The sequence below is a fragment of the Bradyrhizobium sp. SZCCT0153 genome, assembly GCF_018129995.1.
Classification (GTDB): domain Bacteria; phylum Pseudomonadota; class Alphaproteobacteria; order Rhizobiales; family Xanthobacteraceae; genus Bradyrhizobium; species Bradyrhizobium japonicum_G.
The window spans coordinates 1377395-1392842 of sequence record NZ_JAFCKS010000001.1 but is presented as its reverse complement, the minus strand read 5'-3'; the positions used below and the strand labels follow the sequence as shown (position 1 = coordinate 1392842).

Below are 15448 nucleotides of genomic sequence, written 5' to 3'. Positions count from 1 at the left end.
AAGCGGGGCTACGCCATCGCCGGCCCCCGCCCCAGCGTCACCTCGACGATTTCCGGCGGCACGCCGAATCGGACGGGCATGATGCTGCAGCCGAGGCCGCCGGAGATGATGACGTCGCATTTCAACCGGACATGACCATAGGCGAGCCGGACGCCGTGCTGCGGCGGAACCGCCGGCGACCAGCCGAGCAGGCGGACCTGGCCGCCATGGGTATGGCCGGACAGTTGCAGCGCGACGCGCGCCGGCACGCGCGGCGCGATGTTGGGCTCGTGCGCAAGCAGGATGACCGGCGCGTCGTCGGTGACCTTGGCGAGCGTCGCGTTGAGATCGTCGGCGCCGAAGCGCCCTATGCTCCGGAAGCGCCGCGCCGGCAGGAAGGCGAGCTGATCGCCGAGGCCCGCGAGCCAGAACGGGCGGCCGTCCTTGATCAGGCGCACGACGTCGTTCTCGTAGACGGGAATGCCGGCCGCTTCCAGCGCGCGGTGGGCGATGGTCGGTCCGTGCCCTGCCTGCTGCACGGCCCTGTCCACCCAATAGTCATGATTGCCCATGACGGCATGAACGCCGAGCGGCGCTTTCAGGCCAGCCAGCACTCTCGCCCATTCACTCGCCGGAATGATGCGCGTGACCTGGTGCAGACCGGCGACGTAGTCGCCGAGCAAGACGATGATGTCCGCGTTGAGCGCGTTGGTTCGATCGACGATGGCTTCGATCCGCTCCAGCGACATCCAGGGATCGCAGGCATGGATGTCGGCGATCACCGCAATCTTCAACGGAAAATCCGCCGGCCACTGCCGCGGCGCCGGATGATAGCGCGTGACGTCGAGCCGCAGCAGCGGCTCGACGCCGACGCCATAGGCCCCGGTCGAGACGCCGAGGGCCGACAGGCCGCCGATGGAACGGAAGAAATGACGGCGCGTGATCATGGCGGCCCGGTGATGATACGCTTTGGTGATGCGGTCCGATTGGAGCGGAATTGGGGTGCGCTCGTGCAGACGGATAGCATCTCCGTGCAGGCTGTCTGCACAAAAGATTACCGGAAGTTCATGACATCCGGCGCCCGCGACGTGCGCATCAGTCGTCGGCCTCGTCGGTGCCGAACAAGCCGAATTGCGCCGCGGCATCGCGCGACGGTTCGGCAATGCCGAGATGGCGGAACGCGTGCGAGGTGAGCAGCCGGCCGCGCGGGGTGCGCTGGAGATAGCCGCACTGGATGAGATAGGGCTCGATGATGTCCTCGATGGCATCGCGCGGCTCGGAGAGCGCGGCAGCCATCGTCTCGACGCCAACCGGGCCGCCGCCATAGTTCGTCGCGATGGTCGTGAGATAGCGACGGTCCATGGCGTCCAGGCCCGCGGCGTCGACCTCGAGCGCACTCAGCGCGTGGTCGGCGATCTTGCGGTCGATCTCGTCGGCATCGGCCGCCGAGGCGAAATCGCGCACGCGGCGCAGCAGGCGGCCGGCGATGCGCGGCGTGCCGCGGGCGCGGCGCGCGATCTCGTTGGCGCCGTCAGCACTCATGCCGACATTGAGCACGCGCGCGCCGCGGGTAACGATGCTTTCCAGCTCCTCGATGGTGTAGAAGTTGAGCCGGACCGGAATGCCGAAGCGATCGCGCAAAGGATTGGTGAGCAGCCCGGCGCGCGTGGTGGCGCCGACGAGGGTGAATTTCGACAGCTCGATCTTGACCGAGCGCGCCGCCGGCCCTTCGCCGATGATGAGGTCGAGCTGAAAATCCTCCATCGCGGGATAGAGCACCTCTTCGACCGCGGGGCTGAGGCGATGGATCTCGTCGATGAAGAGCACGTCGCGCTCCTCGAGGTTGGTGAGCAGCGCGGCGAGATCGCCGGCCTTGGCGATCACGGGGCCTGACGTGGCGCGAAAGCCGACGCCGAGTTCCTTCGCGACGATCTGCGCCAGCGTGGTCTTGCCGAGGCCGGGCGGACCGACGAACAGCACGTGATCCAGCGCCTCGCCGCGCTTGCGCGCCGCCTCGATGAAGATCGAGAGATTCTTGCGCGCCTGCTGCTGGCCGACGAAGTCGGACAGCGATTGCGGCCGCAACGCGGTGTCGCCGACATCGTCGCTGCGGCGCTCCGGCGTGACCATGCGGTTGGCCTTGGGATCGCTCACTTCGCCAGCTCCTTCAACCCGAGCCGGATCAGCTGCGCCGTCTCCGCCCCCTCACCGGCGCTGCGCGACGCCGATGCGATCGCGGCGGCGGCCTGCGGCTGGCCGTAGCCGAGATTGACCAGCGCGGAGATCGCATCCGCCACCGGGCGCGGCGCGCGCTGGTCGTCGATGGCACCGGCGAGGTGCACGACGGCCGGGTCGACATTGGCGAAGGCCGGCGCCTTGTCTTTCAACTCCGTGACGATGCGCTCGGCCACCTTGGGACCGACGCCCGGCGTGCGCGCCACCGCGGCCTTGTCGCGCAGCGCAATCGCGTTGGCGAGATCGGACGGCGCCAGCGTGCCGAGCACGGCCAGCGCGACCTTGGCCCCGACGCCCTGCACGGTCTGGAGCAGGCGAAACCATTCGCGCTCCTGGTCGGTGCGGAAGCCGAACAGCTTGATCTGGTCCTCGCGGACATAAGTCTCGATCGACAGCACTGCGGCCTCGCCGGGCGCCGGCAGATGCTGGAGCGTGCGCGCCGAGCAATGCACCTGGTAACCGACGCCGCCGACGTCGAGGACGACATAATCCTCGCCGTAGGAATCGATCAGGCCCTTGAGCTTGCCGATCATAACCCCACCACCTTCAACCTGAGCGCCGTGCTCTGGCGGTGATGGGCGTGGGTGATGGCGATGGCGAGCGCGTCGGCGGCGTCCGCGGACGGCGGATCGGCCTTGGGCAGCAAGATCTTGAGCATCATCGCGATCTGTTGCTTGTCGGCATGGCCGGCGCCGACCACCGTCTTCTTCACCCGGTTGGGCGCGTATTCGGCAACACTGATGCCGAACATCGCGGGCGCCAGCATGGCGACGCCACGCGCCTGGCCGAGTTTCAGCGTCGCGACGCCGTCCTTGTTCACAAAGGTCTGCTCGACGGCGGCTTCCATCGGCTTGTGATCGGACAGCACCGCCGCAAGCCCTTCGTGGATGGCGAGCAGCCGGTTCGACAGCGGCAGATCGTCCGGCGGTTCCACCGAGCCGCAGGCGACATAGATCAAACGATTGCCCTCGGCCTCGATCACGCCCCAGCCGGTACGGCGCAGGCCGGGGTCGATGCCGATGATGCGAATGGGGCCACGAATCGGGAGCGCAGTCATGGGCCAGTGATAGCGGCTGGCTGCTTGGAGCGAAACAGAAACAGAACGGAAGTAACAGGGGAAAGCGGGGGGCTGCTCTTCGCCTCTTCCCGCAAGAGCGGGGCGAGGGAGCGCACCGTCCACGCGATCGCCCTGATCGCCCTACCCGCCCATCTTCGCCATCAGCGCGTCCGACACCTCGAAATTGGCATAGACGTTCTGGACGTCGTCGTGCTCGTTGAGCAGGTCCATCAGTTTGAGCAGCTTCTCGCCGGTCTCGTCGTCCACCGCGACCGTGTTCTGAGGCTTCCAGATCAGCGCGGCCTTGCGCGGCTCGCCAAACCTGGCTTCCAGCGCCTTGGCGACGTCGCGATAGCCTTCGGTCGAGGCATAGATCTCGTGGCCGTTCTCGCCCGAGATCACGTCGTCGGCGCCGGCCTCGATCGCGGCATCCAGCACCGCGTCGTCGGAGGCGACGCCGCGGTCGTACTCGACGATGCCGGTACGGTCGAACATGAAGGAGACCGAGCCGGTTTCACCGAGATTGCCGCCGGATTTGGTGAAGAAGGAGCGGATGTCGGAAGCGGCACGGTTGCGGTTGTCGGTCAGCGCCTCGACGATGACGGCGACGCCGCCGGGACCGTAGCCCTCGTAGCGGATCTCGTCGTAGTTCTCGCCCTCGCTGCCGAGCGCCTTCTTGACCGCGCGCTCGATATTGTCCTTCGGCATGTTCTCCTGACGCGCCGCGATGATCGCCGCGCGCAGGCGCGGGTTCATGTTGGGGTCGGGTGTCCCCAGCTTGGCCGCGACGGTGATTTCCCGCGCCAGCTTGCCGAACAGCTTCGACTTCTGGGCATCCTGCCGCCCCTTGCGGTGCATGATGTTCTTGAATTGGGAATGTCCGGCCATGCGTGTCTTCTCTAGGGAATCGTGCGCCAAAAGATGAGCGTGGGAAGCGCGGCGTTATAAGCCGCGCCCCCACCGGAAAGAAAGAGGCTCTACGACTTTAAGGTAACACCTTACTGTCCTGTGCCTAGATGTCAGGCTTCGTTAACCCTGATTTCATTCCAGCCTGCGAAAATAGCGTCGGACCGTCCCCCGACAAGAGAGACCTGATGGCGTTCGGACTATTTCGGAAGCGTCTGCCGGACATGACTGCGCCCGCGGCGGCCCCGCAGGCTGCGCAGCCTGCGGCCAATTCCGAGCCCGCTGCGGCCGTTGACGCGGATTCTGCCAAGGAAATCCTGGAACTGCTGGAACTCGAGCTTGGAGCGATGATTCGCCAGCTCGAGCGTGCCGCCAATTCGGTGGCTGGCGGCGCCGAGGCGACGGCCACGACGCTCGCCGCCATTCGCGACCGCACCGATGCCCTGACCGGCCGGACCAACGCTGCGCAGTCGACCGCCTCCACCTTTGCCCATGCCGCCGACAAGTTCACCCAGTCGGCGCTGGGGATCGGGGCGCAGGTTCGCGAGGCCGGCAAGCTGGCCGACGAGGCCAGCGCCGCGGCCCAGGAAGCCCGCGCCAATGTCGATCGGCTGCGCGAGTCCTCGGCCGCCATCGGCAACGTCGTCAATCTGATCGCGCAGATCGCGCGGCAGACGACGCTGCTTGCGCTCAACTCGACCATCGAGGCCGCGCGTGCGGGGGCTGCGGGCAAAGGCTTTGCGGTCGTCGCCACCGAGGTCAAGGCACTCGCGGTGCAGACCCAGGGCGCGACGGAAGAGATCACCAAAAAGATCGACGCGCTGCAGCGCGACGCGGCCGGCTCAGCCGATGCCGTCCACCGCATCTCGCAGGCCATCGAGGCAATCCGCCCGGTGTTCGAGACCGTCAACGGCGCGGTCGCCGAACAGAACGCCACCACCAGCGAGGTCTCCGGCAACGCGACAAGCGCGTCGGAGTTCATCATCTCGGTCGGCGAAAGCGCGGCCGAGATCGATGCTGCGACCAAGGCGGCCGAGACCCACGGCGAGAACGTCGCCAGCGCCGGCAAGGCCGTCACCGCATTCGCGCAGAAACTGAAATCGCGCTGCGCCGTGCTGCTCCGCCAGAGCGAGAACGAGGATCGCCGCAAGACCGAGCGACTGCCCTGCCATCTCAAGCTCGAAACCGCGCGCGGCGTATGGCCGGTTTACGAGATCGCGATGGACGGCGTGCTGATCGGCGGCGCGGAGGCGGGCCGCCTTGCACCGCAAGCAATGATCGAAGGCACGCTCGAAGACGTCGGCGCCTGCCGCCTGCGCGTGGTCGAACAATCCAAGGCCGGCGCCCGCGCGCAATTCGTCGGTCCCAATGCCGAGCTCAACGAGAAGATCGAGGACAGGCTCTGGTCGATCCACGAAGAAAACACCGAGTTCGTCACCCGCGCCATGGAGGCGGGCAGCGCGCTGACCGGGATCTTCGAGCAGGCGGTCGCGCGCGGCGACGTCAGGATCGACGACCTCTTCGACACCGATTACGCCGAGATCGCCGTAACCAATCCGCAGCAATACCGCACCAGATATCTGGACTGGGCCGATCGCGCGCTGCCCTCGTTCCAGGAAGCCTTCCTGGCCAAGGACCCGCGCATGGCGTTCTGCGCCATGGTCGATCGCAACGGCTTCCTGCCGGTGCACAACAGGATCTATTCGCATCCGCAGCGGCCGGGTGACGTCGCCTGGAACACGGCCAACAGCCGCAACCGGCGGATGTTCAACGATCCGGCTGGGTTGGCTGCCGCGCGCAACCTGCGCTCGTATCTGATCCAGAGCTATGCGCGCGACATGGGCAACGGGAACACGGTGATGATGCGCGAGATCGACGTCCCGATCCGCGTGCAGGGCCGGCACTGGGGTGGATTTCGCACGGCCTACAAGCTCTAGGGCACGACCCGAAAAACCATGCAGCGTTTTTTCGACAAGTTCATGCTCAATCCTAGGAAACAGGGCGCGAATTGTGCCCGAGTGCACGCTCAGGCAAGACGCCGGTCGCGAATCATCCTTTAGGGTTGGGATTGGAATGGGAATGCCGCGGTGAGCCGGCGAACGGCTCTGACTGGAGGACTCTCAAGACATGTCCGTCGTACAACTTGCAGTACTGGACACCGGCTCCAACCGGACACTCGCCGAGCGGCTGATCGATCAGCTCGCCGACCGCATCGGCGGCCTCGGCGTGGAACTCGCCGACATTGCCGGCAACGTCCAGGAAGTCGCGAACCGCGTCTCGAACCAGTCGGAACGGTTCCATCACCTCCAGAAGACCGCCGAGACGATGGTCTCGGCCAACCACGACATCGCCAATGCATCGCAGGCGGTGCAATCGACCACGTCAGCGGCGGTCGGCGAGATCGCGCAGTCGCGCGGCGCCGTCGACACCGCCGTCAGCCACATCGCCGAACTCGTCGCGGCGGTGGAGCGGATCGAGGCGCGCTTGAGCGCCGTCGGCTCGGCGCTGGCGCAGGTGGCGAAGGTATCCGGCTCGATCGAGGCGATCGCAAAGCAGACCAATCTGCTCGCGCTCAACGCCACCATCGAAGCGGCGCGCGCCGGCAATGCCGGCCGCGGCTTCGCAGTGGTCGCAAGCGAGGTGAAGAACCTCGCCGAAGCCACCCGCCAGGCCACGCATCAGATCTCCGACACCGTGCGCGATCTCGACGGCCAGATCGAAGGCCTGATCGGCGAGAGCAGCGACGCCTCGCAGCGCGCCAAGACCGCCGGCGAAGGCGCCCAGCAGATCTCCGGCATCATCTCGCGGGTCCAGCAGGGCTTCGCCTCCGTGGAAGCGGAGATCGGCAGCGTCACGCGCGCGGCGACCTCCAATCTCGGACACTGCGACATCGTCATCGGTGAGCTCAACGAGCTCGCCAAGGGCGTCGACCTCTCCTCGCGCGATCTCAAGAACGCCGATCAGCGCGTGACAAAATTGCTCGACACGTCCGAAGCGCTGATCGCGCTGATCGCCGACAGCGGCGTCGAGACGTCGGATGCGCCGCTGATTCGCGTCGTCGTCGAGACCGCAAAGCGGATCTCGGACGAGTTCGAGGCCGCGATCGACCGCGGCGAGATCTCGCTCGACCAGCTCATGGACGAGAACTACCGGGAAATCGCCGGCACCGATCCCAAGCAGTACAATACCAGCTACGTCGACTTCACCGACCGCGTGCTTCCTGCGATCCAGGACCCGATCCAGAAATCCGATTCCCGCATCGTGTTCTGCGTCGCCTGGGCCAAGGGCGGCTATCTGCCGACGCACAATCCGAACTACCGCCTGCCGCAGGGCAAGGACCCGGTCTGGAATAACGCCAATTGCCGCAATCGCCGCCTGTTCACCGACCGCGCGGTGAAGAAGGTCGCGGCCAACACCAAGCCGTTCCTGCTCCAGACCTATCGCCGCGACATGGGCGGCGGGCAGTTCGTACTGATGAAGGATCTGTCCTCACCGATCATGATCCGCGGCAAGCACTGGGGCGCCTTCCGGATGGGCTTCCGGCAGAGCTGACGGTTGCTGGCGACGGCGCTCCGACGTCCCTGAAGCAAAAAGCTCGAAAACAACCCCATGCACAGTAGCCGCAGCGTGGGAGATCAACGACTTGCGCCGGCAGCCCATGACGCAGCTTGACTCGTCGGGCAACACAGGCGCATATTGCTAGTATTCCGAAGTTTAACATGCGCCGCCACAGGCCCTCGCCCGCAAGGTGGGTCTATCGCATTCGCGCTTGGCGAGGCCTGAGCAAGCGCCCCGTCCTTCGAGACGACCGCTTCGCGGTCTCCTCAGGATGAGGCTGATTGGCATTGGTGCTCTTCAAATTGCGTCCGCACACTCGATCCTCATCCTGAGGGCCCGCCGTCGGCGGGCGTCTCGAAGGATGGCCGCAAGCGAGGATGTGTCGTGCCCGACTTTTCGAATCGCACGAGTTTCGACTTCGCATGATTTTGCGCGTTCGCACGATCGAGTGCGATGACCAACGGCATGCACGACGAAAAAGCGTCAAAACATGACGATTATCATATCAATTGGCCCAAAACCGTTGCAGCGATCGCCGCACAAATTCGTGAACGTCATGGCCTGACGCGCTACCCGCGCAAATATGCATTGCCGGGAATTTCGACGCTTCATCGCTTCGCGTCGTTATGATTATGGTCACGCGGAAAAATTCGCCGAGATGATCGCCGCAAGCGATCGCCGAGCAAGGGGATGCACATGGCAACTACTCTCACCATCAACGGCGAAACGAAATCGTTCGACGCGCCACCGGACATGCCGCTGCTGTGGGTGCTGCGCGACATCCTCGGGATGACGGGCACCAAGTTCGGCTGCGGCATTGCGCAGTGCGGCGCCTGCACGGTGCATGTCGACGGCAAGGCGGTGCGCTCGTGCGTGCTGCCGGTCAGCGCCGTCGCGAACCGCGTCATCACCACCATCGAGCATGTCGGCACCACGCCGGCGGGCGCGAAGGTGCAGAAGGCCTGGTTGGAGGCCGAAGTGGTCCAGTGCGGCTATTGCCAGTCCGGCCAGATCATGTCGGCCGCCGCGCTGCTGGCGGCAACGCCGAACCCCGATGATTCCGACATCGACGCCGCCATGGCCGGCAACATCTGTCGCTGCGGCACCTATGTGCGGATCCGCGAGGCCATCAAGCAGGCCGCCAACGGCCGTCAGTCGTGAGGTCCGCCATGAATGCGCACAACAGCGTCTCCCGCCGCACGCTTCTGACCGGCAGCCTCGCCACCGGCTTCCTGCTCGCCTTCCATCTGCCGCTCCGCGCCGCCGTCAACGAACCGGTGCAGCCGGAGGACAAGACCGATGACAAGTTCGCGCCGAATGCCTTCATCCGCATCGACCCGGAAGGTCTGACGACGCTGGTGATGCCGCAAGTCGAGATGGGACAGGGAATCTACACCGCGGTCTCGATGATCCTGGCAGAGGAACTCGACGCCGACTGGGCGAAGGTCCAGCTGCTGCACGCACCCGCCAACGAGAAGCTTTACGGCAATCCCATTTTCATCATTCAGGCGACCGGAGGCTCCACGTCGGTCCGGGCGTTCTGGAAGCCGCTGCGCGATGCCGGCGCCAGCGCGCGCGCCATGCTGGTGCAGGCCGCGGCCGCGCAATGGGGCGTCGATCCCGCCAGTTGCACGACGTCGAAGGGTGAGGTGACCCACAAGGCGAGCGGCCGGACGCTTGGCTATGGTGCGCTTGCGGCTGCCGCAAGCGGCCAGACGCCGCCCAAGGACGTCCCACTCAAGGACCCCAAGGATTTCGTCTATATCGGCCAGCCGTTCAAGCGGCTCGACACGCCCGAGAAGGTCAACGGCAAGGCCGTCTACGGCATCGACGCCATCGTGCCGAACATGAAGTTCGCAACGCTGGCGCAGTGCCCGGTTTTCGGCGGCAAGGTCGGCAAGGTCGATGACCATGCCGCCAGGAAGATTCCGGGCGTGCGGCAGATCGTCGTGCTCGACGATCTCGTTGCAGTCGTCGGCGATCACATGTGGGCGGCGAAGAAAGGCCTGGATGCGCTCGACATCGCGTGGAACGAGGGACCGAACGCGAAGATCGATTCGAAAGCGATCTGGGAAGACTTGCGCGCCGCCAGCGCAAAGGACGGCGTGGTCGCCAAATCCACCGGCGACATCGCCAAGGGCCTCGCCTCCGGCGAAAAGATCGAGGCTTCGTTCGAGCTGCCGTTCCTCGCGCACGCAACGATGGAGCCGTTGAACGCCACGGTGCATTGCAAGCCCGACTCCTGCGAAATCTGGACCGGAACGCAGATCATGGCGCGCGTGCAGTCGGAGGCGGCCAAGGCCGCCGGGCTCCCGATCGAGAAGGTGACCGTCAACCAGCACCTGCTCGGCGGCGGCTTCGGCCGCAAGCTCGAGCCCGACATGGTGGTCGCGGCCGTCCGCATCGCCAAACAGGTCGAGGGTCCGGTCAAGGTGGTGTGGACCCGCGAGGAAGACATTCAGCACGACGTCTATCGACCGGTCTATCGCGACACGATCGCAGCGACCTTGTCGGGCGGCAAGATCGCCAGCTGGAAATACAAGATCGCCGGCGCTGCGATCATCGCACGCTGGCTGCCTCCGGCGTTCCAGAAGGGCATCGACATCGACGCGGTCGACAGCGCCACGGACGTGCCCTACGAGATCCCGAATGTCCACGTCGAATATGTGCGGGCAGAGCCGCCGGCGATACCAACCGGATTCTGGCGCGGGGTCGGCCCCAACAACAACGTGTTTGCGGTCGAGTGCTTCATCGACGAACTGGCGCGCAAGGCGGGCAAGGACCCGGTCGAGTTTCGCCGTGGCATGCTGGCCAATCAGCCGCGCTTCCTGTCCGTCCTCAATCTTGCTGCAGAGAAAGCCAATTGGGGGCAGCCCTTGCCGGCGCGCGTCGGGCGCGGCGTGTGCCTGCAGCCGTCTTTCGGGAGTTTCATCGCCACGGTGGTGGAAGCGGAGGTCGACGAGCAAGGCGAGGTCAATCTGCGCCGTGCGACCTCGGTGGTGGACACCGGCATCGCCGTCAATCCCGATACGATCGTGGCCCAGGTCGAGGGCGGATTGATCTTCGGCCTCACCGCCGCGCTCTACGGCGAGATCACGATCGAAAAGGGTCGCGTCCAGCAATCCAACTTCAATGACTACCGGATGTTGCGGATCAACCAGACACCCAAGATCGAGGTTCACGTCGTCAAGAGCGGCGAGGCACCCGGCGGGATCGGCGAGACCGGCACGACGGCGGGACCGCCGGCGCTGCGCAATGCGATCTACGCCGCAACCGGCGTGGCGCTGCGGCGCCTGCCGATCGATCGGAAATTGCTGGCTGCGGGGAAGAAGGCATGAGCGGCAAGATGCGTATTCTCACAAGCCTCATCGTGATCGCCCTCGTCGTGGCAGCGCTCGGCGTCTGGATCATCCGCGGACCCGGTCCGCTCGACTTCGCCGGCGGCACGAAAGTGGCGCTGGCGGACTATCGCGCCGGCAAGCCCACGGGCGTGCCGGCCAAACTCGAAAAGGCAAGCCTTGTCGAGCGCGGTGAATATCTCGCCAAGGCGGCCGACTGCATGGTCTGCCACACCAAGCCCGGCGAGAAGGACTATGCTGGCGGTCTCGCCTTCAAGCTGCCGTTCGGCACGCTTTATTCGACCAACATCACGCCGGACAAGGACACCGGCATCGGCAATTACAGCGACCAGGATTTCCTGGGCGCGGTCCAGCACGGCAAGCGCCGCGACGGCGCGCGGCTGTATCCGGCGATGCCATACACGTCCTACACCTTCATGACGGACGAGGACGTGCTGGCGGTGAAGGCGTATCTGTTCAGCCTGCCGGCCGTGCGCGCCGAGGCGCCCGAGAACACGCTGTCGTTCCCGTTCAACCAGCGCTGGGCGATGATTGTCTGGTCGGCCGTGTTCAATCCGGACACGCGCTTTGCGCCTGACACCTCGAAGAGCCCGGAGTGGAATCGCGGGGCGTATCTGGCCGAAGCGCTGGCGCATTGCGGCGAGTGCCACACACCGCGCAATCTCGGCTTCGCGCTGGACAACCGCAGGAAGTTCGGCGGCGCCATTACCGCCGGTTGGCGTGCCTTCAACGTCTCCTCCGAAAGGGCCACCGGCCTCGGCAATTGGAGCGACGCGGATCTGGTCTCGTATCTGTCGCTCGGCCACGCACCTGGCCACGGCTCGGCCTCGGGTCCGATGGGCGAAGCCGTCGACCACAGTTTTAGCCAGTTCGCCCCCGAAGACATCAGCAGCATCGTTGCTTACTTGCGCAGCGTGCCGCCACAGCCCTCGCCCGATCTGCCCGCCACCACGGCTCCCGTCGCGCCCGCCTCGCACAAGGACGGCGTCACGGCGGATGCGCGCGGCAAGAAGGTGTTCGCCAGCGCCTGTGCCAGCTGCCACGGCTGGAGCGGCGAGAGCCCGGTGTCGCCGATGGCGACGCTCACCGGCACCTGGGCCGTCAACGACCCCGCCGCCACCAACGTCGCGCAGATCGTGATCTCGGGGACGAAGCGGCATACGCCCGACGGCGCGCTGTCGATGCCGGCGTTTGGCAACGCGTACACCGACGACGAGATCGCCGCGGTGGCGAATTACGTGACGGGAAGGTTCGGCACCAAGGGCTCGAAGCTGACGGCGAAGGATGTCGCGGAGTTGCGGGAGCAGACGGCGGAGTAAATCTTTCGCCGCGAACACCACCGCACCTTCTCCCCTTGTGGGAGAAGGTGGCGCGAAGCGCCGGATGAGGGGTTCTGTCCGCGAATTCAAATGTGAGAGACTCGCGTGCGGAGAGAACCCCTCACCCGTCTCGCCGCCACGCGGCGAGCCACCCTCTCCCACAAGGGGCGAGGGTGCACCGTCAGTGCCGCAAAGGAATTCAGCTCAACCAGAATTTCGGCGTCGTCGGCTCCAGCCTGCCGCCGACGCGCACTGGCGCGACCCGCAACGCGAGTCCCGTCGCATCATCCGTCTCGACCGCAACGCCGCTGAGCGTCGCCGCCCCCGCGGCCGGCTCGAACCGGCCCGACGGAATTCCCGACGTGAACCTCCGCAGCGGCTCTTCCTTCTGCATGCCGATGATGGAATCGTAATCGCCGGTCATGCCGGCATCGGTCATGTAGGCGGTGCCGCCGGACAGGATCTGGTGGTCCGCGGTCGGCACATGGGTGTGCGTGCCGACGACAAGGCTGGCGCGGCCGTCGCAGAAGAAGCCGATGCCCTGCTTCTCGCTGCTCGCCTCGCAATGGAAGTCGACGACGATGGCATCTGCCGCAATGCCGAGCGGACAGGCCCCTAACTCGCGCTCCAATGCTGCAAAGGGATCGTCGAACGGGGTCATGAAGACGCGGCCCAATGCGTTGACGACCAGCGCATGCTTGCCGTTCTTGGTCTCGACCAGGGCGGCGCCGCGGCCGGGGGTGCCGCGCGGATAGTTCGCGGGCCGCACCAGGCGCTCGGCGCGCTCGATGAACACGAGGGCTTCGCGCTGGTCCCAGGAGTGATTGCCGAGCGTCACCGCGTCGGCGCCGGCATCGAGGAACTCCTGATAGATCGCTTCCGTGATGCCGAAGCCTCCGGCCGAATTCTCGCCGTTGACGACGACGAAATCGAGCGACCAGTCCTTGACCATGCCGGGCAGATATTCGGCGATGGCGTTGCGGCCGCTACGACCGACGACATCACCCACGAAGAGAATGCGCAACTTCAGAACTCCGGAAATCGAACACGTCCGATTCCGTTAACACATAATCCAGCGCCACGTCGTGGGCTAGTGCCGGAACCGCCTTGATCTCTTGCGCTGCAAAAGCGAGCCCGATGCCGACGATGGTCTTGGCCTTGCGCAGATGCGCGAAGGTGTGGTCGTAGTGCCCGGCGCCATAGCCGATGCGATGGCCGAGACGGTCGAAGGCCGCGAGCGGCGTCAGCATGATGTCGGGGACGACTTCCGCCGCGGCCGGCGACGGCTCGGGGATGCCGAGCGGGCCCATCATCAAGCGGTCGTTCGGATGAAAGATGCGGAAGACCAGCGACTGGCCGCGCGCGGTGACGCAAGGCAGCGCGAGCCTGGCGCCCTCCTCGGCGAGCATCTTCATCAGCGGCATCGGATCGATCTCGCTGCGGATCGGCGAATAGCCGGACACGATGCTGCCCGGCAAGAGCTTGAACGGCAGCCCGCGCCTGGCGAGTTTTGTTGCGGCCGTGGCGCGCTTCTTCTCGCTCAGCGCGTCGCGCGCCGCGAGGGCCTTGGCACGGAGCTCGGATTTGGTGGTCATGTGCTTTGGTCCCCCACGTCATCACCCGTCTTGTGCGCCCTTGCGCACTGGGTGATCCAGCATTCCAGAGGCGGTGGTGATTCACACAAGGGCCGCGGCGTGCTGGATGCCCCGAGCGGGCCGGGGCATGACACCTACTGAACTGGCCGCAGTCATTTCGACAGGCACGAACCGGAAGGAAGCAACAGTGCGAAGCCGCGAACGCCGTTGAAGCACTCGATCCCGGAGTTCCCTACGAAAGTAGGTGGGCACCATATGTCCGAGCCCACGGGCTCGGCCAGGGACAGTTCCCTAAAGGATCGATAAGGCCCCGGGGATATTATGGCTCCGGACGCGCGTCGCAGCCTCGCTTTGGCAATGTAACAACGATACTGACGAATCGCCAGCCCGGCGCATAGGGCGCGATGATATTTGGGTTGGTTGCTCGCGCCGCTGGCTCGCTTAACCTCTCCCGCTTGCGGGAGAGGTCGCGCCGAAGGCGCGGGTGAGGGCTCTTTCCTCTTGGGGGTCCTCGATCGTGGAGACACCCTCTCCCCAGCCCTCCCCCGCAAGCGGGGGAGGGAGCGCACTGGCCGCGTGGCAGCAGCCGCTACCCGATGGCGATGCCGTTGCCGACGGTCCGGTTCAGGACCTGGGTCGACTTCTCGATGCGTTCTGCGGCGGCATTCAGTGCATTCACCACCGCGGTCTGCGTCATCCTGGCGCGCTCCACGGCGGCATTGCGGAAATCCCGCAGTTCAGTCAGCTCCTGCTCCATGGTGCGGATGCGATTGCCCGAGTCGACCAGCTCGTCGCAAACGGTCAGCGCCGCCATCACGGTGAGCCTGGCATCGCCGATCTCGCCGAATTTTCCGCGCAGGGACTGGATCCGCGTCTCCAGGCTTTCGGCGAGCTTGAGCAGCCGCACCTCCTGGCCCTCCTCGCAGGCCATGCGGTATTGCCGGCCGTTGATGGTGACGTTGATGTGGCTCATCCGTCCTCTCCGGTATCGAGCACCGAGCGTATCGTGACGATGGCGGAATCCAGCCGATCGGAGATCTCGCGACTGGAGCGCTCGAGCTTGCGCGCCTTGACCAGCGCACCGTCGAGCTCATCGGCAAGCCGTGAACGGTCCGCGCCCAGCGCCTGGATCCGCGCCGCGAGCTCGTTCTCGTCGCGATCGGCATCGCGCCGACGCTCCACAGCGCTTTCGAGCGAGTCGAGCGCCGCCATGAGCCTGCGCGTCGCGATCTCGATCTCGACGGCCGAGGACTCCGTCATGGCAGAGCTGTTGGAAACGCGATCGTTCATGCAGTCAGCGGCGGAACCTGTGGCCTATGGGTGGCCTTTACCCTGGGGCTTGCCGTCCGGCAAAAGACTCGGTTCGGCAAGCGGTTAGAAGCAGAAATTTACGTGGCAAGCTAGCCAAGCGCAACGCCGCCGCGAAACTATGCACTGCTA

Annotated in this window: 15 protein-coding genes and 1 other RNA gene; 6 read left to right on the top strand and 10 right to left on the bottom strand. The window is 65.6% G+C overall.

Annotated features, from left to right (window positions below):
• Window positions 1–8: 8 nt before the first annotated feature.
• The 5 genes from JQ572_RS06725 to JQ572_RS06705 form a co-directional block, all read right to left on the bottom strand.
• On the bottom strand, window positions 9–926 hold the full coding sequence (locus JQ572_RS06725) for a metallophosphoesterase (protein ID WP_211382154.1): 918 nt from the start codon (window positions 924–926) through the stop codon (window positions 9–11).
• A gap of 148 nt (window positions 927–1074) precedes the next feature.
• Window positions 1075–2109: a Holliday junction branch migration DNA helicase RuvB gene (gene ruvB, locus JQ572_RS06720; protein ID WP_211382431.1), complete on the bottom strand. Its 1035-nt coding sequence runs from the start codon at window positions 2107–2109 to the stop codon at window positions 1075–1077.
• Between the two features lie 20 nt (window positions 2110–2129).
• Window positions 2130–2747 (bottom strand): Holliday junction branch migration protein RuvA, encoded by a 618-nt coding sequence (gene ruvA, locus JQ572_RS06715; RefSeq protein WP_211382153.1) that lies wholly within the window; start codon window positions 2745–2747, stop codon window positions 2130–2132.
• Complete coding sequence (ruvC, locus tag JQ572_RS06710; protein WP_211382152.1) at window positions 2744–3271, bottom strand: crossover junction endodeoxyribonuclease RuvC; 528 nt, start codon at window positions 3269–3271, stop codon at window positions 2744–2746. The genes ruvA and ruvC overlap by 4 nt, the downstream gene beginning before the upstream one ends.
• A gap of 141 nt (window positions 3272–3412) precedes the next feature.
• On the bottom strand, window positions 3413–4159 hold the full coding sequence (locus JQ572_RS06705) for a YebC/PmpR family DNA-binding transcriptional regulator (protein ID WP_211382151.1): 747 nt from the start codon (window positions 4157–4159) through the stop codon (window positions 3413–3415).
• A gap of 206 nt (window positions 4160–4365) precedes the next feature.
• On the opposite strand from JQ572_RS06705, the gene JQ572_RS06700 reads away from it, so the two are divergent.
• The 6 genes from JQ572_RS06700 to JQ572_RS06675 all read left to right on the top strand — a co-directional run bounded on the left by JQ572_RS06700 (window position 4366) and on the right by JQ572_RS06675 (window position 12413).
• The gene (locus JQ572_RS06700; RefSeq protein WP_211382150.1) at window positions 4366–6114 is read left to right on the top strand and encodes a methyl-accepting chemotaxis protein; all 1749 of its coding nucleotides are present in this window, start codon (window positions 4366–4368) and stop codon (window positions 6112–6114) included.
• Between the two features lie 190 nt (window positions 6115–6304).
• Window positions 6305–7729: a methyl-accepting chemotaxis protein gene (locus tag JQ572_RS06695; RefSeq protein WP_211382149.1), complete on the top strand. Its 1425-nt coding sequence runs from the start codon at window positions 6305–6307 to the stop codon at window positions 7727–7729.
• A 459-nt stretch (window positions 7730–8188) separates the two neighbouring features.
• A complete protein-coding gene (locus tag JQ572_RS06690; protein WP_211382148.1) occupies window positions 8189–8365 on the top strand; it encodes a hypothetical protein in 177 nt (58 codons plus the stop codon).
• 66 nt (window positions 8366–8431) lie between these two features.
• Complete coding sequence (locus JQ572_RS06685) at window positions 8432–8896, top strand: (2Fe-2S)-binding protein (protein WP_211382147.1); 465 nt, start codon at window positions 8432–8434, stop codon at window positions 8894–8896.
• Window positions 8897–8904: 8 nt separating this feature from the next.
• Window positions 8905–11073, top strand: coding sequence for a xanthine dehydrogenase family protein molybdopterin-binding subunit (locus tag JQ572_RS06680; protein WP_211382146.1), 2169 nt, complete (start codon window positions 8905–8907; stop codon window positions 11071–11073).
• Window positions 11070–12413 (top strand): c-type cytochrome, encoded by a 1344-nt coding sequence (locus JQ572_RS06675; RefSeq protein WP_211382145.1) that lies wholly within the window; start codon window positions 11070–11072, stop codon window positions 12411–12413. The genes JQ572_RS06680 and JQ572_RS06675 overlap by 4 nt, the downstream gene beginning before the upstream one ends.
• Window positions 12414–12612: 199 nt before the next feature.
• On the opposite strand, the gene JQ572_RS06670 is transcribed toward JQ572_RS06675, so the two are convergent.
• From JQ572_RS06670 to JQ572_RS06650, 5 genes are all read right to left on the bottom strand, one after another.
• Window positions 12613–13437, bottom strand: a complete 825-nt coding sequence (locus JQ572_RS06670; protein WP_211382144.1) for a TIGR00282 family metallophosphoesterase — start codon at window positions 13435–13437, stop codon at window positions 12613–12615.
• Window positions 13415–14008 carry a 5-formyltetrahydrofolate cyclo-ligase gene (locus tag JQ572_RS06665; RefSeq protein ID WP_211382143.1) on the bottom strand — a complete coding sequence of 198 codons (594 nt, stop codon included), beginning with the start codon at window positions 14006–14008 and terminating at the stop codon, window positions 13415–13417. The genes JQ572_RS06670 and JQ572_RS06665 overlap by 23 nt, the downstream gene beginning before the upstream one ends.
• A gap of 188 nt (window positions 14009–14196) precedes the next feature.
• A non-coding RNA gene (gene ssrS / locus JQ572_RS06660) (6S RNA) lies at window positions 14197–14358 on the bottom strand.
• A gap of 239 nt (window positions 14359–14597) precedes the next feature.
• Window positions 14598–14981 (bottom strand): cell division protein ZapA, encoded by a 384-nt coding sequence (locus tag JQ572_RS06655; RefSeq protein WP_211382142.1) that lies wholly within the window; start codon window positions 14979–14981, stop codon window positions 14598–14600.
• Entirely contained in the window at window positions 14978–15298 is a 321-nt protein-coding gene (locus JQ572_RS06650; protein ID WP_026232773.1) for a DUF4164 domain-containing protein, read from the bottom strand. The genes JQ572_RS06655 and JQ572_RS06650 overlap by 4 nt, the downstream gene beginning before the upstream one ends.
• Window positions 15299–15448: the final 150 nt, after the last annotated feature.